The organism is Pedobacter sp. GW460-11-11-14-TSB4 (assembly GCF_059423705.1).
The window spans coordinates 1-23,376 of the sequence record NZ_JBWKYI010000038.1 but is presented as its reverse complement, the minus strand read 5'-3'; the positions used below and the strand labels follow the sequence as shown (position 1 = coordinate 23,376).

General features: G+C 38.7%; 11 protein-coding genes. 4 read left to right on the top strand and 7 right to left on the bottom strand.

Annotated features, from left to right (window positions below; translation table 11 throughout):
* Positions 1–11: 11 nt before the first annotated feature.
* On the bottom strand, positions 12–3,182 hold the full coding sequence (locus tag AC07YT_RS23170) for a SusC/RagA family TonB-linked outer membrane protein (RefSeq protein WP_494945548.1): 3,171 nt from the start codon (positions 3,180–3,182) through the stop codon (positions 12–14).
* Between the two features lie 626 nt (positions 3,183–3,808).
* Here AC07YT_RS23170 and AC07YT_RS23165 point away from each other — a divergent pair.
* The 3 genes from AC07YT_RS23165 (at position 3,809) to AC07YT_RS23155 (ending at position 10,884) form a co-directional block, all read left to right on the top strand.
* Entirely contained in the window at positions 3,809–7,849 is a 4,041-nt protein-coding gene (locus tag AC07YT_RS23165; protein ID WP_086547294.1) for a hybrid sensor histidine kinase/response regulator transcription factor, read from the top strand.
* Between the two features lie 208 nt (positions 7,850–8,057).
* Complete coding sequence (locus AC07YT_RS23160; RefSeq protein ID WP_086547295.1) at positions 8,058–9,755, top strand: DUF4091 domain-containing protein; 1,698 nt, start codon at positions 8,058–8,060, stop codon at positions 9,753–9,755.
* Complete coding sequence (locus AC07YT_RS23155; RefSeq protein ID WP_086547296.1) at positions 9,748–10,884, top strand: SGNH/GDSL hydrolase family protein; 1,137 nt, start codon at positions 9,748–9,750, stop codon at positions 10,882–10,884. The genes AC07YT_RS23160 and AC07YT_RS23155 overlap by 8 nt, the downstream gene beginning before the upstream one ends.
* A gap of 78 nt (positions 10,885–10,962) precedes the next feature.
* Here the strand turns inward: AC07YT_RS23155 and AC07YT_RS23150 are convergent, their stop codons facing one another.
* The 6 genes from AC07YT_RS23150 to holA all read right to left on the bottom strand — a co-directional run bounded on the left by AC07YT_RS23150 (position 10,963) and on the right by holA (position 22,024).
* Positions 10,963–12,372: a sialate O-acetylesterase gene (locus AC07YT_RS23150; RefSeq protein WP_086547297.1), complete on the bottom strand. Its 1,410-nt coding sequence runs from the start codon at positions 12,370–12,372 to the stop codon at positions 10,963–10,965.
* 12 nt (positions 12,373–12,384) lie between these two features.
* On the bottom strand, positions 12,385–13,896 hold the full coding sequence (locus tag AC07YT_RS23145; RefSeq protein ID WP_086547298.1) for a sulfatase family protein: 1,512 nt from the start codon (positions 13,894–13,896) through the stop codon (positions 12,385–12,387).
* A 186-nt stretch (positions 13,897–14,082) separates the two neighbouring features.
* Positions 14,083–16,197: a GDSL-type esterase/lipase family protein gene (locus AC07YT_RS23140; protein WP_086547299.1), complete on the bottom strand. Its 2,115-nt coding sequence runs from the start codon at positions 16,195–16,197 to the stop codon at positions 14,083–14,085.
* Positions 16,198–17,001: 804 nt separating this feature from the next.
* Positions 17,002–18,513 (bottom strand): alpha-L-fucosidase, encoded by a 1,512-nt coding sequence (locus AC07YT_RS23135; RefSeq protein ID WP_086547300.1) that lies wholly within the window; start codon positions 18,511–18,513, stop codon positions 17,002–17,004.
* A gap of 97 nt (positions 18,514–18,610) precedes the next feature.
* Positions 18,611–20,869, bottom strand: coding sequence for a glycosyl hydrolase family 95 catalytic domain-containing protein (locus AC07YT_RS23130; protein ID WP_086547301.1), 2,259 nt, complete (start codon positions 20,867–20,869; stop codon positions 18,611–18,613).
* Positions 20,870–21,001: 132 nt separating this feature from the next.
* The gene (gene holA, locus AC07YT_RS23125) at positions 21,002–22,024 is read right to left on the bottom strand and encodes a DNA polymerase III subunit delta (protein ID WP_086547302.1); all 1,023 of its coding nucleotides are present in this window, start codon (positions 22,022–22,024) and stop codon (positions 21,002–21,004) included.
* A gap of 235 nt (positions 22,025–22,259) precedes the next feature.
* On the opposite strand from holA, the gene AC07YT_RS23120 reads away from it, so the two are divergent.
* Entirely contained in the window at positions 22,260–22,718 is a 459-nt protein-coding gene (locus AC07YT_RS23120; RefSeq protein ID WP_086547303.1) for a type I restriction enzyme HsdR N-terminal domain-containing protein, read from the top strand.
* The last annotated feature ends 658 nt before the right edge of the window (positions 22,719–23,376 follow it).

Below are 23,376 nucleotides of genomic sequence, written 5' to 3'. Positions count from 1 at the left end.
CGAAATCTGATTTAAAATGAAGTGTTTAATCCAAATACAATTGTTCTGGGACGAGGATATGCTGAAAAATCAAATCCAGGGGTCAGCACTGAATTCCGGGTCGAAACTTCAGGATCAGGACCTGAATAATTGGTCATGGTAAACAAGTTTTGAGCACTGGCATACACCCTTAAACTCGATAGCTTTATTTTATCCAATAGTTTCTTCGAAAAATTGTAGCCCAGTGATACCGTTTTCAACCTGAGGTAAGAACCATCTTCAACTACGTTGGATGAATAGGTGTTTATACCACCTCCAGCCCTATAATAGGTATTGCTCGGATTGGTAGGCGACCATCTATCGATATAAGTTGCAAATTGATTAAGGAATGGATTATTGGATGTAGATCCTTCAAACATTAATCTATTGGCATTAATTAAATTATTACCGTACGACCATTGGAAGAATACATTTAAATCGAAATTTTTATAGGTAAAATTGTTAGAAAAACCACCTACATGTAATGGAAGGCCACGACCGATAATTGTTCTGTCCTGCTCATTCACGACGCCATCCCCGTTGATGTCTTTAAATTTGATATCACCTGGTTTAATGTTTGCACGGGCATTGCTGTTTGTTGGGATATTTGATTTTAAAGCATATGCGCCATTAGGCATTTTATCGAAATCGCTGTACTGGTAAATACCATCAAATATGTGTCCGTATAGCTGTCCTACAGACTGTCCAAGTACCGATATGTAAGGAGGGATGTTTGAGTATCTGGTATCAAAACCAACTGTTGTAGCCAGATATTGTTGATTTTCGGCTAAAGAAACTACTTTATTCTTGTTAAAGCTAATATTGAAGTTGGTCGTCCACCGGAAATTTTTGTTCTGAATATTTACCGTATTCAGGGTAAGCTCTAAACCGTCATTTTGCATGGCACCAACATTCTTGAAAGCATTACTGGCACCCGTTGTATAAGGTAATTGGGCATTCAACAATAAATCACTGGTTTTTTTACGGTAAATATCTGCCGTAAGAAGCATGCGTTGTTTTAAAAAGCCTAGATCTATTCCGATATTGGTTTGCCTGGAAGTTTCCCATTTCAAACCTTCGTTTCCAAAAGTTCCGATCATGGCACTTAACTCTGGCGGGTTATTGTTAAAAGAATAACTTTGGTTTAAAGGAAATGCAAGTTGAGATAAGTATGCAAAGTCTGATACACGGTTATTACCGGTTTCTCCATAACTTGTTCTGATCTTCGCATCAGAAAGAATTTTAGCATCCTTAAGGAAACTTTCATTTTTTATTTTCCAGGCTGCCGATACCGCCGGGAAATATCCCCATTTCTCACCAGGAGCAAATCTGGATGAACCATCTGCACGATAAGAAGCGGTAAACAGGTAAGTTGATTTGTAATCATAACTAACGCGGGTAAAAAATGACTGCATGCCCCAGGTAGAATTTACCGATCTTGCTACAATTGAGGTTGATAGGTCTAATGCATCAAGTCCAAGCGATTCATTCGGCACATTGGTGGCACTAAAACCAGCCGATCCGGTTTTGGCAAATTGATTACTGAAACCAATTACTGCATTTAAGTTATGCGCATTATTAATTTTTTTCGCATAAGTAAGCGTATTTTCATTTAACCAGGTAGAACCTGTGTTATTGTAAATAGAACCGTTAACTTTCTGTGCAGTATAAGGACCCCCTAAAGCAGTATTCGAACCATAAAAGGCATTCACCCTTGCATTGGCAATTGAAATGCCACCGGTAGATTTTAATTTTAATCCTTTTATTATCTCATATTCTACATAAGCGTTTGCATCAAGGTTATTTGATTTGTTGTTATTGATGCGGTTTTTTAAATCAAGAATCGGATTAGCCCTGTAATCGGAATATACATTTACTGCGGGAAGTCCGGGATCATACAGCTGATCATCAATCGGCAATAAACTTCCTGTTATCGGCCGGTAACCCCATATAGAATAGAGTGTATTAATTGATGCTGAGAAATTAGATGACCCGATAGGCCCACCATACGATTGGGTATAACTGTAATTAACATTTATGCCCGCTTTAACTTTTTTACTAACGTTATGATCAAGCGTAAATCTACTTTGTATGCGGCTAAACCCTGAATTAATGATGATGCCTTCCTGATCCTGATAGTTGGTTGATAATGAATATTTAGTCTGATCTGCACCACCTCTTAAAGATAAAGAGTGGTTTTGATAAGGTGCAATTTTAAACAGTTGGTCCTGGTAATCTGTTCCCTGTAAACCCTGGTACGATTCCAGTGTTCTTCCCTCAATAAAATACCCCTGAGCAGTACCTACAGGGTCCAGTTCATTGGCCAGTTTAACAAAATTATAAGGATCCATTACGGCAATTCTCTTTGTATTTTCCTGTAAACCATAATAGCCGTTATAGGCTACAACAGGCTTGCCTGTTTTCCCTCTTTTGGTTACAATCTGAATTACACCATTCGCTCCTCTTGACCCATAAATAGCGGTTGCCGCAGCATCTTTCAATACATCGATACTTTCAATATCATCGGGATTTATAGAATTGTTATTGGCATTGTCCATCGGAAAACCATCGATAACATAAAGTGGCGAGTTATCCTGCGTAATTGACCCCGCTCCACGGATTACAATATTTGATACCGCCCCTGGCTGTCCATCGCTGCCAGCTACCTGAACCCCTGCAACACGTCCTGCCAGGGCTTCTTCGAATGATTTAACCGGGGCTTTTTCAAAATCACTCATTTTCACTGAAGCAATTGAAGTTGACAGGTCGTTTCTGTTTGCCGATCCATAACCGATTACAACAACATCACTTAGGCCTATTGATGATGGTTTTAAGGTTATATTGATAGTTGTTTTGGCACCTACACTCACCGTTTCAGCTTGGTAGCCAACATAATTGAACACCAACTGATCGGCAGGCAATGCCTGGATTCTGTACCTTCCCTCTTCATCTGTCTGCGTAATGATTTTAGAACCTTTTACCTGGATAGTTACCCCAGGTATCGTTTGCTTCTGCCCATCAGTAACTACCCCTATAATGGTTCTGCTCTGCGCAAAAACCTGGGTACCGACTATTGACATTAAGAGTACTAATAAAAGTTCAGTGAAATTCCGCGCCCGGATTATAGCGCCTATGGCCCTACGCCCTCTGTAAAGTTTATTCATAATTTAAGAATTAGTTTGGTTAGTATATCGGCCCGCTTCTTTTGAATAAGATATCGGTCAACAGCAAACATATTATTATTGAATGGTTAGGCAGGGGTTATTTTCTAACGAATTAGGGGTTGTTTTCTATAAATAGCATTACAAATCGAAGGAAATAATACCTTCATCGTTCAAACCAGACAGCAGTTAATTCTAAGCAAAAACGACAGCGTTATTTAACCGCATTATTTTTTAAATACCATAAAATCCGGGGCTGGGCAGCGGGCGAAGGCAAATCCTTCTATAGAAAAAAATAATCTTTTATAAAAACACCCCTATATATTTAGAATTGCAACACCTCTTTATTATCCACTGTGATTATTTTAGCATAAAAAAGCGATGTGTAGTGAAAGAAACAATTCCTTTATCACTTAGATTTAGTTCCCTTTGAGTTTTATCCTTTGAGCAGCTGTATCTGCTTATCATTTCTGAACTAAGGGTAGCGGAATGGGTACTTTCCTGGAAGATAATTTTATAGATAAATTGGGTATTTCTTATAAAAATTTAGTTTATTATTGTACTAACTCCCTAACCAATATGTTACTCTCGTGCTAAAGTTTACTTACAGCTTTATAAGTGCAGTAGTAATGACGTTCATTGCTGTACTCCTATCTCCCTTGCGAATCAGTGCGCAGCAGCAAATTTATTTCGACCATTTTAATGTTGAAAAAGGACTTTCTCAAAACTCCGTTTTAACTATTATCCAGGATAAAGAGGGCTTTATGTGGTTTGGCACACAATATGGCTTAAACAGATATGATGGCTATCGCTTTAAAATATACCGCAACACCGGTTTAAAAAATGCCATAAGCGCAAATGAAATAAATTATTTGTTTAACGACCGGGAACAAAACCTGTGGGTGGCTACGTCTAATGGATTAAACAAGTATAATCCTGAAAAAGATGCGTTTGAAAAAATCGTTATCAATAGCTCAAAAAACTGGCCTGGCAGCCATGTTATTACCTGCATCTATGAGGATAGTAAGTCTAACTTATGGATAGGCTCAATAAATGGTCTGACTAAGATGATTAAAAACCCGCCCTACAAATCGGAGCTTTTTCTCAAATCAGGATTAAATGGTTTGGCCTCAAACGAAATAAAAGCGATATCCGAAGATGATTCGGGCAAAATCTGGGTGGGCACAACTAAAGGGCTAACTGTTATTGATAAGATAAACGGCCATTATGCATTTAAAACCTATCAGGCAGATGGCAAACCGGGCAGCCTGGCCGACAATTATATCACCACAATTGTTACCGACAAACAGCACCGCATGTGGGTTGGAACGCAAAGCGGTGGATTTAGTACTTTCAATAAAAAAACGAATGCATTTGTAAATTATAATAACGGAAAAAATGGCGCTGTAAATGATAATATCAGAAAAATGATATTTGACAATAAAGGAAACTTATGGATAGGCTCTTTAGAAGGATTAATGATTATGAATCCCTCAACTGGCAAAATCTCATCTATTAAGCACGATACAGAGAACCGAAAAAGCTTAAGTCAAAATTCCGTCTATAGTTTATTTATGGATAAAGCTAACGCTATTTGGGTGGGCACTTATTTTGGCGGGGTAAATGTAACCTACCCCACTACTACCGTCTTCAACAATTTTCAAAACGGACATATAAATCCAGCTTTCAGCGACAATGTGGTGAGCTCTGTTTTAGAAGAAAATGGAGGCAAAAATTTATGGATAGGAACTGAAGGCGGCGGATTGAACTTTTATGAAAAATCATCTAACAAAAACACTTTATACAAAAACATTCAGAACAACAGCAGTAGCCTTGGCTCAAATCTTATTAAGGTATTATTAAAAGATAAAGATGAAAATCTGTGGATTGGAACCCATGGTGGCGGTTTAAATTATCTAGCCAGGGGCAGCAACGTTTTTAAACGGTTTTTATACAGTGCTGAAGACCAGATTGCAACCAGCAGAGAAATACCTGCGCTGGCAGAAGATAAAAAGGGAATCATTTGGGTAGGCACACAGAACGGGCTGTACAAAAGCAATGAATTAAAAAATATATTCACACGTTATAATGTAAAAACAGCTTCAGGCATCATTGAAAAGCCATCCATAAAATGTTTGTTAAATGATGCAGAAGACAATCTCTGGATGGGCACCACCTCAGAGCTCTATATCAAACCCAAAGGACAAGACAGGTTTGCCCCGGTTTTGCAGCGCATCAAAAACATCAGGCCCAAAATAAAATACATCAACACCATTGCACAAGATTCGAAAAAGCAAATTTGGATTGGTAGTTATTATGGTGGCCTATATTGTTACCGGTCCCAAAATAATACCCTAGAAATTTTTACGGAAGAAAACGGTCTGCCGAGCAACAATATCCAGGCAATTTTGGAAGATGATAGCCATAATTTATGGATTAGTACGAGTAACGGCCTTTCTGTATATAACCCCGGAACCAGGCACTTTAAAAATTATAATACGAGTGATGGCCTGCTCAACAATGTTTTCAATAAAAATGCAAGGCTAAAAAGCGTAAATGGAGCGCTTTACTTTGGTGGTTATAACGGTTTAACCAGTTTTTATCCGAACAATATCCAGAGCAATAATGTGGCCTCACCAGTTGTTTTTACAGATTTAAAACTGTTCAACAAATCGATAAGTGCGGATGATGAAAGCGGTTTGCTAAAAGCCGACATAAATTTTACAAATAAACTGGTATTAGCTTATGATCAGAATACATTAACCATCGAATTTGCCTTATTAAATTTTATTAAATCAGGAAAGAATCATTTTGCCTATAAACTGGATGGCTACGATAAAAACTGGAATACGGTTAGTGTGCCTGCAGCTACCTATACAAACCTGCCTTCTGGTTCTTATACCTTTTTGGTTAAAGGCATAAACAATGATGGGGTATATAGTGCAAACATCGGTCGGATTGAAATTGTAGTGAACCCACCTTTTTACGGAACCTGGTGGGCTTATCTATTTTATTTCTGTGTGGCAGCAGCCATTTTAGTTATCATTATCCGCTATTTATTAATTAGGGCCATATTTGAAAAGGAAAAAGAAATTAACGAACATAAACTCGAATTTTTCACCAATATTTCTCACGAGATACGCACACCACTTACGCTAATTGTTGGACCATTAGAAGACTTGATTGAAACCGAAAAAGATAACCCTGAACTTTATAGATCACTTCAACCCATTAAAAATAATGCCGACCGTTTGATGAACCTGGTTACCGAATTACTGGATTTCAGGAAAGCTGAAAGCGGGAAAATGCCATTACATGTCGGTTCAGGAAACATTGTTAAATTCTGCCGCGAAATTTTCATGGCCTTTCAGAACATGGCCATTTCCAAGCAAATTGAATATAATTTTGAAGCCGATAAAGAAGAAATACAACTATACTTCGATAAGGTTCAACTGGAGAAAGTGTTTTTCAATTTACTTTCTAACGCTTTTAAATTTACACCTAAAGAAGGTAAGATTAATTTTAAAATTGAGGAAAGCGATCATTTAGTCACGATTAAAATTTGTGATAATGGACCGGGTATTCCACTGGCTGAACAGGAAAATTTATTTGAGCGCTTTTATCAGGCAAAATCAGCCAGTACAATTGGTACGGGTTTAGGTTTGTCTTTTTCGAAAAGCATTTTAGACCTCCACCATGGAAATATCACTTTTGAAAATATTCCGCAAAATGCAGATGCATCCGGGCTCACCTGTTTTAAAGTAAGCCTGAAAACCGGCAAAAGCCATTTTAAGGAAAGTGATTTTATCACAGATGCTGTTTACGACCATGATGAAGCCAGGTATGGCAACTTCTTAACAAATGCTGTAGAAAACGAAAGCGCAGGTGAAAATCTGGTATTAGCCGAAGAACAAAGTTATCATGTTTTGCTGGTAGAGGATAATGATGATGTACGTTCATTTCTTAAGAAATCGCTGCAAACAAAATATCATATACATGAAAGCGAAAATGGCTTAAAAGGATTGGAAAAGGCTTTTGAAATCATCCCTGATATTATTATTAGCGATGTAATGATGCCTGTATTGGATGGTTTGGAACTTTGCCGCCGGTTAAAAACAGATGAAAGGACCAGTCACATTCCAATTGTTTTATTAACAGCAAGGTCGGCCTATGTCCATCAGGTAAATGGCCTCGAAAATGGGGCAGACAGCTATATCATGAAACCTTTTAACTTAAAGATTTTGCAACTCCATATCCAGAATCTTTTAAATGCCCGCGAAAAGGTTAAACAAAAATTTGCAGGCATCATTCAACTCGAGCCTAAAAATCTGCTTGTTAATACCACCGAGCAAAATTTCCTGCATAAAATTATTCAAATCATTGAAACAAAAATGACAGACCCTGATTTTGATGTACCCATGCTGTCCTCAGAAATTGGTATGAGCCAACCAACCCTTTACAAAAAAATCAGGGCCCTGACCGACTTATCTGTAAATGAATTCATCAAGTCTATCCGGTTAAAAAGGGCAGCTCAATTACTAAAACAAAAAATTGGTAACATATCAGATGTGGCGTATGCTGTTGGCTATACGGACAGGAAATATTTTAGTATAGAATTTAAAAAATATTTTGGCAAATCACCAACCGAGTTCATACAGGATGAACTTTAGCGGGTTCTTCATATATGGAAATTGTGATCCAGATCGCCCATGATCCCCCATTTCCTATTTTTTAAAAATCGTTTAAAATCCTCCTTTCCGGTTAAAGATTTAAACCTAAGCTAAACCTATCTATTTCGTTACACAACAGCAAACGTTTGCGTATACGGGCTAGCCTGAAAATGGCATTTTTTTAATCAGCAAATTACTATTTTGGAGGATGAAATATCTATTCTTATTCTGTTTCTTAGGTTTTTATCTAACCACTGAGGCTCAAAACAGGCCTAATGCTAATATCGATTGGAGCAAAGTTAACCCTGGATTACAGGTTAGTTTTGCCTCTTCAAATATACGTTTTGCAAAAGAAGCGCCGCCTGAAATAGCGATGCAGAAAACATGGTCGACAAAAGCATGGAAAGGTGAAAAAATAAACACCCAAGTGTTGTTGTGGAGCGGAGCACAAACAAAATCGATCAAACTACAGGTTTCTGACCTGAAAGATGCACAAGGAAATGTATTAAAAAAAGAAAACATCAGCAGCGGATTTTTAAAATATGTAATTACCGACGAATTTAAAGGTGGTTGTGGTTACCGGAAAGCAAAAGATTTCGATTCTTCTTACGTAGCCGACATTATAGATACTAAAACCGCAGCGCTTAGCCTGTCAAAAAACAATACCCAACCGGTTTGGTTAAGTATAAAAGTACCGGCAAACGCTAAAGCAGGCAGTTATACTGGTCAGATTAAAGTAATTGGCGATAAAGAACAGGTGTTACAAATTGCGGTTCAGGTATTAGACAGAACGCTCCCTCCTGCCAGCAAATGGAAGTACGATTTAGATCTTTGGCAACACCCACGGGCCGTCGCGCGTGTACACAATGTTCAAACCTGGAGTGCCGAACATTTCTCCTTAATGAAAGAATATTATCAAATGCTGGCCAATGCAGGGCAAAAAACAATCACAGCCAGTATCGTAAACGAACCCTGGGGCCATCAAACTTTTGATGATTATCCGAGTTTGATTAAATGGACCAAAAAGAAGGATGGCAGCTGGAAATACGATTATAGTTTATTTGATAAATACATCGCATTTGTACTGGAATGTGGTATTACAGACCGTATAAACTGCTATAGTATGGTGCCTTGGAAAATTGCCTTCACCTATTATGATGAAAATCTTGGGAAAGAAGCTGTACTTAAGGATGCCATTGGATCGGAACCTTATAATCGTTTCTGGAAAACCATGTTGGTTGATTTCACTGCGCATTTAAAACAAAAAGGATGGTTTGCCAAAACTTATATTGCGATGGATGAAAGGCCTATGGAAGCCATGAAAGCGGTGATCAAATTATTAAAAGAAACAGATAAAGATTGGAAAATAGCACTTGCCGGCGATTACCATGGCGAGATAGAAGGTGATATCGATAACTATTGCATCGCATCGAAATGGGACTTCCCTGCCGAGGTACTGCAAAAGCGTAAGCAACAAGGCAAAATTAGCACCTGGTATACTTGCTGCACCGAACCCTATCCAAATGCTTTTACCTTCTCTTCACCAGCAGAACAGGTTTGGATGGGCTGGTATTCGGCTAATAAAGCCATGGATGGATATGTAAGATGGGCTTATAACAGCTGGACAAAAAATCCGCTGGTGGATAGTCGTTTTACGGCCTGGCCAGCTGGCGATACCTACCAAATTTACCCAGGTCCATTGAGTTCGGTTAGGTTTGAAAAGCTTATTGAAGGCGCCCAGGATTTTGAAAAGATTTTGTTATTGAAAGCGCAGTATACTGCCAATAAAAACACCAAACAACTTCATGCGCTGAATAGTGCATTGGCCACCTTCGACATTAAATTATTGGCAAACACCTCTGCAGATGAAATGCTGCAAAAAGTAAAAAACCTGTTAAATGACTAAGAGCATAAGTTTAAAGATTCAATTTTTGGTATGTACGTTGTGCTTTTTTAGCGCATCTTACGCACAAAAAAACACCGATTTTAAGTGGTTTAACCCACGATCTAATGATTACACCACCTTAAAAGGTAAGGCCTGGCAAAATACCGATAGTGCAAATTATTTTACCAGAATACCTGCAAAAGCCGAAAAAAATGTACGAGATGCGGTGTGGAACCTGGCCAAGAATACCGCAGGCGAATACCTTGATTTTGTAACCAATGCCAGCCAAATCCGGGTTAACTATCAGGTAACCGGAGGAAAAAGCATGGAAAACATGGTGACCATTGGGGTTAGCGGCGTAGACCTCTATGCACAGGACACCAAAAATAACTGGCATTGGGTTAAAGGGGCATACAGTTTTGGTGATACCATCAGTTTTAAATATCAAAACTTCGACAGTACGGTAAATATTAAAAAATATCGCCTGTATCTTCCACTATACAATACACCGAAATGGCTTAAAATAGGGGTAGAAAAGAAGTTCGACTTTAAGGTAGAAATGGCTGACGAAAAATTGCCACTGGTTTTTTATGGTACCTCTATTATGCAAGGTGCATCGGCCAGCAGGCCAGGTTTAGCCTGGTCGAATATATTGGGCAGGAAATTAAATAAACCTGTAATTAACTTAGGCTTTTCGGGCAATGGCCGCCTGGAAAAACCATTGATTGATTTAATTAATGAGATTGATGCGCAGCTTTTCGTTTTAGACTGTCAGCCTAATTTACACGACAAAAAAACCTATAGTGAAACCGAGATTGAAACCAGGATTGTTAATGCGGTAAATGATCTTAAACAAAAACACCCTAAAGTTCCGATTTTGCTGGTCGAACACAGCGGTGGTTTGGCTCACCTCAATTTAGACTCGGAATTAACCGGCAGGTATATCTGGACATCAAAGATTCTGTCCAATACTTATCAAAAATTAAAAAAAGAGGGTAACAAAAATATTTTCATCCTTACTGCCCAACAGATTGGTTTTACCGATGAGAGTACAATTGACGGCACCCATCCTAACGATTTAGGCATGATGCAATATGCAGATGCTTATCAAAAAATAATCAATAAAATTCTGGGACAAAAGAACCAGTAAATACAAAAAGCAGTTGGTGTAGAAATACCAACTGCTTTTTATTTATTCAATAAAACAGATTAATTCTTGTTGCTTGTATTACTTTTTGATTTTGCTGGTATCAACGTCCCAATTATCGGTTCTGAAAGGGGCTACAGGTAAACCAGCTTTACTAAAGAGATTGCCTATACCTGCATTGCTAAATTGATAGCGCACCGCGGCAGGGGTTTTTACCTGTCCGTTTGAAACAAAAAGCTTATTACCTTTTACTTTAACCTTTGCCGGATAAAACAGCTTATCTGCACCAGCGATAAAAATTTCCTTTGGCGTATCTCCTTTAATTGTCAATCCACTTTCTGCATTATCGAATTCGATTACGATATCGCTTTTTTCTACTGTAAAGGATTTAAAAAGTGGATTTTTATAACCTGCTTTTTTCTGTCCATAGGTTTCGGCCAATGCTAAATTTGCCAAACGTAAGCCTACATCTTTTTTATTGTTAGGGTGAATATTTAAAGTATCGCTAACCAGATCAGAAATAACAACCATACCCGTTTTTGATGTCGAGAGGTTCCTGGTTTGCGCCTCCCGCACCAATGCCCCAACATTGTATTTATCGTATTTAAAAGGGGCGATCTGCACGTAATAAAAAGGGAAATCATTGTTCCAGGACTTGCGCCAGGCACCTAACATCGTGTTAATTAATTCGGTATAACTTGCAGGCGTATCTCTGTTACTTTCGCCCTGGTACCAAATGGTTCCTGCAATGCTGTAATTAACCATAGGAGCAATCATGGCATTGTAAGTATAACCAGGTGCTACCGGCCACCAGGCAGTAGGTGCATTTTTCGTTGCTGCGTCTTTCAATACCGCATTATTTTCTACCAGTTGCTCAGGAGTCCAGGTTTCGGCAGGAGTACCACCCCAATTGCTGTTAATCAGACCTATAGGGATATTCAGGTCCTGGTTGAGGTGTTTACCAAAGTAATAGCCTACTGCACTAAAAGTTTTTAAGCTATTGCTGTCGCAAACGGTCCACGTGCTATTGATATCATCCTGAGGTGTTTTTGAAGTGGTTTTTGGCACATTGAATAGTTTGATATTCAGTTTGCTCAGGTGTTCGAACTCTTCTTTAACGCTTTTAATTCCGGTACTGTAATTCCATTCCATGTTCGATTGCCCGCTACATACCCATACCTCTCCTATCCATACATTTTCGAGTACAATTTTGTTTCCAGCCTGAAAAGTGATATTGTACGGACCGCCAGCCTGTGGGGTTTTCAGCTCAACCTGCCAGGCCGCATTTCCATCAGCACTAACTTCGGTAACCTGATTATCCCAGGATGTGGTAATTTTTATTTTCTCTGCAGGCGAAGCCCAGCCCCATAGTTTGGTCGTCGATTTTTGTTGCATTACCATATTGCTGCTTAAGATACCCGGCAGGCGGATATTGGCATGAAGTGATAACGCTAAAAAGCTGAGAATAATGGAAAATATTGTTTTTTTCATCTTGAGTAATATTTAAAGTTTTGCCATAATGCTTTTGGCATCCTGGTCTTCATATTGATCGATAAGCTTGTTTAATTTGCCTTTTAGCTGGGTAACAATACCTTCGTATCCTTTTTTGCCATATAAATTATTTTCTTCTGAAGGGTCATTTTTCAGATCGTATAACTCCCAGGCATTAACACGTTTATAAAAGCGGATTAACTTATATCGTTCGGTTCTCACACCAAAATGCGGTGATACCGAATGTTCTCCATTTTCATAATAATGATAAAACATGGCATCCCTAAAGGCCACTTTTTTTGATTGAAACAAAGGCAGCATCGATTTTCCCTGCATGGCCTGTGGTATGTTAAGTTTTGCGGCATCGAGCAATGTTGGTGCAATATCCAGATTCATGACGAATGTTTCACTTTTGCTACCTGGTTTAATTACGCCTGGGTAACTCATTACCATGGGTGTTCTGAAAGATTCTTCATACATAAAACGTTTATCAAACCAACCATGCTCACCTAAATAAAAACCCTGATCTGAAAGGTAGATAACAATGGTATTTTTCGTCAGATTGTGTTTCTCAAGGTAATCTAGTGTACGGCCAATGTTTCGGTCGAGCGATGCAGCTGTGCTTAAATAATCGCGCATATAACGCTCATACTTCCATTCTACCAAAGCCTTACCGGATAAATTCCGGCTTTTTAAATCTGCTTCAATGGGTTTATAGTAAGCATCAAACCTCGCTCGTTGTGCTACATTCATTCGGTTAACGCTACCCTCTCCATTTTTACTGTAAGAAAGCATTTTCAGATCGTAGCCCATTAACATGGTTTTATCAATCGTCATATCCTGTACTTTTGCAGCTTCCCGGTTTACATAATTGTCGTAAAAGTTTTTAGGCATAGGGAATTTTACCTGATCAAATTTCCCCATATCAGTCGTATCAGGAAGCCAGGTACGGTGTGTGGCTTTGTGTCCTATAACCAGGCAAAACGGCTTTGACTGGTCTCTGTTATCTAACCATTGTTCAGATGCATCTTCAATTAAATTGGTTACATAACCTTCTTTGTGTACCGCTTTACCGTTCATATCGATAAAATCGGGGTTGTAGTATTGTCCCTGATCTGGCAGGATGCTGTAATAATCAAATCCCTGAGGTTTATCACCCAGGTGCAACTTGCCTATCCACGCGGTTTGATATCCGCCAGCCTGAAGATGTTTGGCGAAATTATCCTGACCATGATCAAAATGAGAGGTCTCGTTATCTTTAAAGCCATTTTTATGACTGTATAATCCAGTTAATATAACTGCCCGGCTTGGCCCGCAAATAGAATTGGTTACATAAGCTTTGTTAAAGGTTACGCCCGATTGGGCAATACGATCAATATTGGGTGTTTTAGTTAATTTACTGCCGTAACTGCTTATGGCCTGAAAAGCATGATCATCAGAAATAATGATTACAATATTGGGCTTTTGCTGGGCATAGCTTAATTTACAGAGTAATAGTGCACTGATTAATATTATTTTTTTCATTTGTGGTTTGATATAGATCGTATTTAAAAGGTTTGTTATTACATTTTCAGGTCTCCCTTAGGCAGGATGACAATTCTACCTTGATGATACCTACCCGTAAATTTACAATCTAATTTTAATACCCTTTCATTTCGCCTGATGAAAGTATCTTAAAGGCATCTATTGTATCCTATTTATCATAAACACTCATTTCTCAGCTAATAACTTTGTAATCATTGGTTTTAAAGCCATTGCCCAGGCCTTGTAGCCGTCTGCCTGTAAATGAATGCCATCGCTTCCATATTTGGTGGGATCTAAATCGCCATTTGGCAATAAAAACGGAGAGGCAATTGATTGGTAAGTATAATTTTTGCGCGGCAGTTTAGCCAGTAATAAATGAACCTTTTCATACTTCAATCTCCTTTCATCATCTCTTTTTATCCCAACAGGCAAAGGCCCCAATAAAAGCACCTTGGTTGAAGGCATATTTTTGCTGGTCCAATCGGTTACTTTGCTAATGGCTGCTACAATTTCTTCAGGACTATCGCCTGCACTAATGTTGTTCACACCAATCATCACCACCATTACCTTTGGTTTAGCTTTTGCATAATTGCCATTTTGCAAACGCCATAATATATTTTGGCTTCTATCGCCAGAAATACCTGCGCTTTCCCATTTTAAGTTTACAAAAACACTATCAAAAGCTTTAAAGCCGGGTTTATAGGTTACCGAAGTTCTATGTCCACCGGTGCCCTGGGTAATCGAATTGCCTAAAAAAAGAATATCGAGGTTTTTCTCGGCCAGCAACAAACTATCTATATTTTCATGCTGTGCCCACCAGTCTTTACCTAGTGTCCAGCCTGCACCCGATCTGTATTCTGAGCCTGGAACCGCAATCGCTGCGAAATTTACCTTCTGTCCGGTTGCCCTTAAAATAAAATCGGTAATGGGCGTAGGATTTGGCAAACTATGCGGATGATGGTTAACATTTGCTTTATGGATTACGGTGATATTGCCTCCGTTTTCACGTACTATTTTTTCGAAAGGTGTGGTATTTTCGGCAATAGGTACCACATCATCCACATCTCCTACCACATGCAGCATCGGGAAACCCAGTTTGGCAATTTTTGCGGCGTGATCTAAGGGGCTGTTTTTAAAATTATCGGCCTGTGTTTCTGTAAGGTTATAATCTTTTTTAAAATCTTCCCAGGGCTCTTTTGCTCCTGCATTTCTTTTCTTGCCCGGCCAGCTTTTTAAATCGAGTACAGGCGCATCTGCATAAATACAAGCTACTTTTTCGGGATTGGCCAGGGCCCAATTATACACGTAAACACCACCACGACTCATACCTTCTAAAGCTACTTTTTTCGAAAGTCCGCATGTTTGCATCAGGTTATAAAACTTATTCCACAAGCCAACGGCTTCGGCATTGCCAAAAAGCTCTGCGACATCGCAGTAAACAATATGAAAACCACGTTCCAGTAAAGAAACATCTGTTTGTGGTTCATGCCCCCAGAAACGGGCACGCCATACCCAAGGATGGCCTTTCGCCACCACCTTTGGTTTAACCACCTTACAATCACGCCCGTTAAATTTAAAGCTGGCACATTCAAAGCCATTAAATTCAGTGATATTTTTGCCTTCCTTTATTTTAGAAAAAATGTCGGAATTTTCAGTTCTGTTTTGAGTGATGGCTTCATATAACCTGGTTGCAATAATAGAAGCACCAATTGATGCAGGATGGATTTTATCCGGAAACATACCTTCCTTATCAACAAACAGCGGATGGAGGTTAATGATTTCCAGTTTTTCACGATACGCTACATGCTGTATCATTGGGATAATCCGGTTCACCAGAACAGGATCTGAAATGTAAGTGGTATCGGTAGAAAATGCAGCGACAGGGGCAACTAAGATAATGCGGGGTTTAGTTGATAATTGCCTAAAGCTGTTAATCAGTTCCTTGTACGTATTTTCAAATTCATCATATCTGTTTCTATTTTGTCCTTTACTATCGTTGGTACCTAATTTGATCAGTACGATATTGGGTTCGCTCTTTAAGGCATCGGCGTATGCTTTGGTTTTCCAATAAGGATTGACGGTATTTTTTAACACGGTAGCGCCGCTATGACCGAAGTTCATGACCTCGTATCCACTGCCTAACATATTTTGCAACTGTGCCGGGTAACTGTTTTTTTCGCGGTTGGCAATGCCCATGCCATAGGTGATACTATTGCCTACGCAGGCTATTTTTATTTTTTGGGCAAAGCCTGAAGTGCTGGCTACAACAAATAAAATAGTGGTAAAAATTATGGTTTTCATCCGTGAGTAACTTGTTTTAGTGGTGATGAGGCTATTATGGTTAAATAGTTATTCTGTTTTGGTAGTATTTTCAAAAATAATTGTTTACAAAAAACAATAAAAAGTTTAGCGCAACTACACAAATATACATAGTTTAAAAAAACTTTTACTGCTCCTTATCACTTTTTTAATAAAGATGATATCACATTGTGCAGCAATAAGATCGCAATTGAAAAGCATACAAAGATTAGGTAAGATTTTAATTTCATGATGTATGTTATAACTTTTATAATTAAGACAATCTAATCAAAAAACCTAAACCTGTTTTCTTTTAAAAGCTTCAAAATCCACTCATTTTCTGATTGAACATGATACATTTTAACGAAATCAATTATGGGTTCATCAGCACTTGCTCAATCAACAGACCTATCAGCTTTGTGCTTACAGTTTTAAAAACCTGTGCCCTTTGATTAAAAAACTGCTTAAATTTCATCAATTATCATTCAGCAGGATAGATGCAAATGCTTAAAAATTTTGCTTTTAGAGATCATAATTACAATTAATTGGGATACAGGCTAAAGCATTCATGGAATCTATCGATCCATTCATAGAGTGTTTATGCCTATTCATCTATTATCTATTTCAAGAAATACTAATATGTGCTACGTTTGTCATGATCATATTAATGCAATACACAGGTAACTAAGCTAATAAAGGGACACTAGGGATGGAATCCACTTTTTAGTTACATTCTTACTGTGATGTTAATAATGACTATAGAGGGGGCATTCCGGGATGATTTCGCCCCCTCTGCTTTTTTTAAGATTATTTACTTATCGCTCTCAATCCTTTCGATTTCCGGTCTGCAACAGAAAAATGGCTAATCGAAGGGATGCCTTTTGAAGAAATAATATTCAACCTGATTTTTGAAGCATTTACATATTCAGGCAAATTGATAATCTTACAGGCTTCTACCCTTTCGCCGGTATAAATGGTTTGCCATTCACCATTAAAAACAGCTATACTATACTGCTGAATGTGGAACTTACGGATAGATGAAAAGCCATCTTTAAGATCAATCATTTCCGGTTGCTCCATTAAGGTAATCCTGTTTATTTTTTTCGGACCTTTTAAATCCATGGTTAAGGTTGCCGTGGTATCGCCAGCCGTCCACCAGGTTTCTAAACTGTAATCGTTGGCTTTCTCTGGTGCATTCTTTTTATCTGCACTCGAATTGGATGCTTCAATAGGTACATTGAAAGCCAGATTGGTATAACCACCCGGCAATTGATTTTTACCATTCCTAATGCCTATCCTATCTGCCAGTGCTAAAATCCGTAAACGTTCATGCGCCCTGATTTGTCCGTGCTGATCAGGCGGAACATTTAAAATCATGATATTGTTGTTGGCCGTTGTCCAATAGAATAACTCTTCCAATTCATCTACTCCGCGTGCAGGTAACATTTCCTTTTTCTGGAACCAGTTCCACCGATCGGATAAACACAAGGTATGCTCTAATATTAAATAATGCGAAGCACCGTCGCGCGTAAACATTTTGGGGTCGTCCCATCGTGCCAGATTCGGATCCTTAGTCCTAAAATCAACTGGCCACCAGCGGATAGGGTCGCCTTTCTGCATGTCGGTCGGGTTTTGTATGGCCGTAATTTTCTCAGGCTTACCAATGGTATGGTTTACGGTAATTAAACAATTGGGCTGTAATTTGCGGATATGACTGTAAAGCTCAGGAATATGCCAGTCGGCATCTTTTTTTGCCCAGCCTCCATCGAACCAGATTTCACATATCTTACCATAATTGGTTAATAGTTCAGTTAACTGGTTTTTCATAAAGTTAACATAAACCTGCGGGTCAGGATTGTTATGCGCAGGTTCATGCCGATCCCATAACGAATAATAGAAACCCAGTTCGATTCCATATTTTTTACAGGCTTTAGCTACTGCAGCAACAACATCTGTTTTTACAGGTGATGATGCAACATCGTAATCGGTATACTGACTATCCCATAAAGCAAAACCGTCATGATGTTTGGTTACCAAAATAACATACCTAAACCCAGCTTCTTTTGCCGTTTTCACCCATTGATCGCAATCTAATTGATCAGGCCGGTAAGAGGAAACAGGTAGTTTGCCATCAGACCATTCCACTTCATTAAAGGTATTTAAGCCAAAGTGCATAAACATGCCGTATCCCCGTTTAATCTGGCTAAGCTGTAAGGCTGATGGACTTTGTGCTTTTAGCGAACAGCTTATTAATATCAAAAACCAGCTTAAACCTATTGATGTATAACTTGCTGCTTTTTTAAATCTGATTTTACGCATGGGAATGGTTGATATTTATAGTTTTGTTAATTTAACCGCAAAGGACGCAGAGTGAAAGCTCAGCATCCTTTGCAGTTAATTCATTTTTACTAAAGTATTATTCGTAACCGTTTTCAAAAACAATGGTCTGTTGTTTTTTCAGGTTCACTTCGGCAATTCCATCATCGCCCATTTTCACCGTTCCAACAGGCAGATTTTTTACCACATAGGTTTTAAAAGGTAGTTTAATCCGAAGTACACCTGCTTTTTCTGCATACACTTTTACTTTTGTTGGCACACCGTTTTCTTTATTACCACTTACTAAAAAGGCACCTTCGGTACGCAGGTTATTAAAAGTAACATCCTTCCAGCTTTGTGGTACAGCCGGAAATGCCTGTATATAACCATTTCTGCTCTGTAATAAAAGCTCTTGAACGCCCTGTGCAAAAGCAAAATTGCCCTCTAAGGTAAACGGACGATAGGTAAAACCAGAGTACTGCCCCCCTTTCTGATCGCCGTTTAAGTGGAAACTATTTGGTGAGCAGAAATTTGAAGCAAAAATTTCCAGTTGTTTCGCGGCTTTATCAGCCTGGTAAGCTCTCGCATATAAAGAAGCCATCCAGCTAAAAGAGTAACCACACCATGCCCTTGTACCAATTTCTTCTAACTGTTTTAAGGAGTTCTCAATAATGGTTTTATCTTTTTGATGGTTAACATCTAATAAGTCGAGCGGATAAATGGCCATATATTGCGAAAAGTGTCTGTGCGAACTCGTTAAGTTAGATCCGGGTGCTATCGTAAAACCGGTTTCATTTATTTCATAATCGGGCAATTGATTTAATATTTCTGCCCAATGTTTACTTTCGTCTATTTTACCGTTTGCCTTGCTTACTTCTGCAGCTGCTTTAAATAAAAATTTTGCTAAACCTAAATCAAAATTCGTCCAGTTTAAGAACCAGGCTTTAATACTGTTATCGTTATACTCCGGACTAGAGCTCAGTGGTAATTTTCTTTTACCATCTTTTAAGCGCGTTATATTTTCGAGATAGGTTGCCGCTTCATGGATGTACGGATAGGCCCTGGTTTTAAGAAAAGTATCGTCCATGCTGTACTTCCACTGCCAATAAAAATGCTGCGAGGTCCATGCACTTACCGTTGGTGAAAGCGCATATTGGATCCATCCACCCATTGGGTCGCCATTTAGTGTAATTACGCCTGGAACATTTAAACCTTCAACGCCAAAATATTGCTTCGTATAAGTCAGATTACGTTCTCTGATTTTCCATAACCAATCGGTAAAGGTGGCACCTTCGGCCAGGTGGTTAGCGGTATAAGTTGGCCAATAACTCAACTGGGTATTTAAGTCGTTATGAAAATCGCCTTTCCAGGGTGGTAAGCTCCCGTTATCAGCCGTCCAAACAGCTTGTAAAGTGATGGCTGGCGCACCTTTTCTGGCTACGCAACCCAATTTGTATAGTTCTAAATAATACTGTTTTTGTATGAGTTGATCTGGCACGGAAATACTCGATTTATTCCAGAAATCCTTCCACCATTTGGTATGTGTACCCCAGCTGGTAGGCTCTTTAGCGGTTGAAGAGATAACAGCTAAGGTTGCCGATTTATCATTGCTGATGGTCCAGGAGCCGATTACATTGCCATTGGCCATTTTTTTCCATTGTACCAACACTTCATAATAATGACCTTCGTAAGTAGGCTGATGATATCGGATACTATTTGCAGTATGGGTAACAGTTCCTTTGGTATAACCCAGTTTCTGTAAGCCTTCGCCTGCATGGCTGTTATCACCTTTTTCTGTTACATTATTGGCGTAATTATGCACAATTAAGTTCGGTAAGATGGCCGTTGATTTAAGATTTTCAAAACTAAAATATCCTTGTTGCTGGGCGGCATGGATATAACAGTTAAAAACGGTACCATTTTCGAATTTAACGGTGTTTAAAGCCGTTTCGATATCCAGCTCATTCGATACCACTTTACCTAGTTTAGCAAGATCGAATTCCATTGCTGCAGCAGGCAACTTGGTTGGATAGGGACTTCTGTCATAGGGTTCATCGCCTATTTTTTGAACGGCAGCGTAGTTGTTTTTGAGAACCTGCTCTTCTACCCATTTAAAGTTAAGCTTCGAAATATCCAGCGCTTTTCGTTCATCCCACAGATCTGCACGATCTAATGAAAGGCGAAGTTTATTGTTTTTTTCCCAGATTAAAACACCTAACATACCGTTTCCCAAAGGCATGGCTTCATCCCATTTGTTGGCGAGTTTAGGAAAGGAAAGATTATAAGGTTTTAATGATTGTGCAAAGCCTGCGCCAGAAAAGCACAGGAGTAATAAAACGATGGCAATTTTAGTTTTCATTTGTGTTTAGAAATGGTTAGCACTTGTATGTGTATCAATTTCTAAAATAATGATATTAAATTACAATAAAACGCCTAAAATTTACGCAAACGTTTGACAGTGAATATAGAACAGGCTTTTGCGAAAAAAAGATTAGTGCACTATTTTGAAAACGAGTTCTTTTAAAAGTTCTCCGTCATCAACATTGCCGGTACTATCTAAACCTTTGCTTTTTAAATCGTACTCGCGGAGGAGGCCAATTACCTGGAAAACTTTTCCAGTGTTGTAATTTCTTGCCGCTACCTCATAATCTTTGATAAAAAATGGAGGCACCCCCAAAGCTGAAGCGGCATCGGCTTTATTGGGGATATAGTGGTATTTTAGCAGTTTAGTAAAATACCCCCCTAAATTGGCCAAAACCATTACTGTTGGATTGGCTTTAGGGTTACTGGCGAAATAATTGATAATTTTATTACATTTTAATACATCGCGGATGGCTAGTGCTTTCTGCAATTCGAAAACGTTATATTCTTTACTAATGCCTATGTTTTTCTGAACCAGATCGGTATTAATGGTTACCTCTTTTGAAACATTGAGCATTAACTTTTCGATCTCATTGGCAATTTTAGAAAGATCGGTTCCTAAATATTCGGCCATTAAAGCCGATGCCTGCTGATCGATTTTGTAACCTTTATCTTTAATAAATTCATCAATCCAGGGCACCAGTTTATAATCGCGGACCGGATCTGACTGAAAAATCAGTCCGCTTTTATTAATGGCCTTATATATTTTTTTGCGTTTATCGAAGTTTGCATACTTAAAAGCCAAAACTAAAATGGTACTCGGTAAAGGTTTTTCGAAATAATTGAGTACAAACTCGCCCTCTTTGCTACTCGAATCTTCTTTACCCCATTTTAAATCCTGTGCTTCTTTAACAATGACCACCTGATAATCAGACATCATTGGGTAGCGCTTCGCTGCCCCCAGAACGGTAGCCATATCGGTATCTTTTCCATATAAAACGGTCTGATTGAAGCCTTTTTCGGCATCGTTCAATAGTTTATCCTCAATATAATCTGTTACTTGATCGATATAGTAAGATTCTTCGCCATGTAATAAGTACACGGGTTTGAATTTGCGGGCTTTGATATCTTTAATAATTTCGGCAGCAGTCATTGTTGGTAAAATTACGATTTAGGTTTAAGGATTTGGGTAAATGTTTATAATTTAAGATATGAGATTTGAGATGTGAGCTACCAGATTTGAGATACCAGATTTGAGGCATGAGATAGTAGGTGGGTGTTTTCCTTGCATATCTTAGAATTAATTAACTTTGGCGCTGTAAAAATTGACAGATTGCTTTATTTACAGAAAACTGAATTGTTAACTACCAACCGAAACTGCCAAAGAAATGTTTACGCCTACCCCGCTTAACCTTCCGCCCTATCCTTTTAAAATTACCCAGAAAGATGACGTGGTTTTTATTTTCGATGAGCTCAGGAAGAAACATCTGGTACTTACGCCCGAAGAATGGGTCCGGCAGCATTTTATACAGAACCTGATTTTGGAAAAGAAATTTCCGCGTACGTTAATCCAGATTGAAGGTGGTTTGGTTTTAAACCAATTACAAAAGCGGAGCGATATTTTAGTATACAATACTGCAGGCGAAAAGCTGATGTTAATTGAATGTAAAGCACCAAAAGTAAAAATTACCCAATCGGTTTTCGATCAGGCATCGCGGTACAACTCCATACACCAGGCAAAATGGATCGTGCTAACCAATGGTTTGCAGCATGTTTATGCCAGGATGGATACGGAAAAGGGTAGCTTTAATTTCGTACAGGAAATGCCTGAATATTTGGGATTATAGTTTTTTTTTGCCACGGAAGCACGGAAAAACACGGAGTTAAATTTTTACGAAAGATCTGTAGTCTAAGAACATCTGCTCATTGGAGAAAATCATTCATAGCATGTACGGTGATTTGATGGAAATCAGGTACAGTAGCCTTTAGGTTTATCCATCCCCGCTCCCGCTTCTCCCGACTTTATATCGGGATCCTGCTTTGATCGGGTTTAGGTGGCACAGCCAGCAAAACCATTAGGGGTTGCATAGCGCAAGAATAACGTCTTTTTTCTAAATCATCCGATTCATCTATCGGAGTGTCTCACCGACCGAAACTAAATTGCCACGGAAACACGGAAGCACAGAATAGCATTACCTATTTTTATCATACTATTCAACCCTCCATAGCAGCAAAAACCCTCCGACTTTAAACCTGATTGAAATGAAAAGCCCGCAGCGTAGCGAGGACTTGTAATGAAAAGCAGGACGAACTTTAAAAAGATTTACAACAACTGCTTTCCAAAAAACATGAAAAGATTTGTTTCACAATTAAGATACTTTGAACCTTATCAAAGCACGCCAAAAACAGTCCTTTGACAAGCTCAGGATTGTAGATGTCAGATAATTCGGTAACAGAATCATAATTATTAAATTGATTCTGTTATGCCAATAAACACTAATGATT

Coding starts and splice junctions, on each gene's coding strand:
- AC07YT_RS23130 (WP_086547301.1), bottom strand. CDS start 20,869: ATGAAAACTAAAATTGCCATCGTTTTATTACTCCTGTGCTTTTCTGGC.
- AC07YT_RS23155 (WP_086547296.1), top strand. CDS start 9,748: ATGACTAAGAGCATAAGTTTAAAGATTCAATTTTTGGTATGTACGTTG.
- holA (WP_086547302.1), bottom strand. CDS start 22,024: ATGACTGCTGCCGAAATTATTAAAGATATCAAAGCCCGCAAATTCAAA.
- AC07YT_RS23140 (WP_086547299.1), bottom strand. CDS start 16,197: ATGAAAACCATAATTTTTACCACTATTTTATTTGTTGTAGCCAGCACT.
- AC07YT_RS23145 (WP_086547298.1), bottom strand. CDS start 13,896: ATGAAAAAAATAATATTAATCAGTGCACTATTACTCTGTAAATTAAGC.
- AC07YT_RS23170 (WP_494945548.1), bottom strand. CDS start 3,182: ATGAATAAACTTTACAGAGGGCGTAGGGCCATAGGCGCTATAATCCGG.
- AC07YT_RS23135 (WP_086547300.1), bottom strand. CDS start 18,513: ATGCGTAAAATCAGATTTAAAAAAGCAGCAAGTTATACATCAATAGGT.
- AC07YT_RS23165 (WP_086547294.1), top strand. CDS start 3,809: ATGACGTTCATTGCTGTACTCCTATCTCCCTTGCGAATCAGTGCGCAG.
- AC07YT_RS23150 (WP_086547297.1), bottom strand. CDS start 12,372: ATGAAAAAAACAATATTTTCCATTATTCTCAGCTTTTTAGCGTTATCA.
- AC07YT_RS23160 (WP_086547295.1), top strand. CDS start 8,058: ATGAAATATCTATTCTTATTCTGTTTCTTAGGTTTTTATCTAACCACT.
- AC07YT_RS23120 (WP_086547303.1), top strand. CDS start 22,260: ATGTTTACGCCTACCCCGCTTAACCTTCCGCCCTATCCTTTTAAAATT.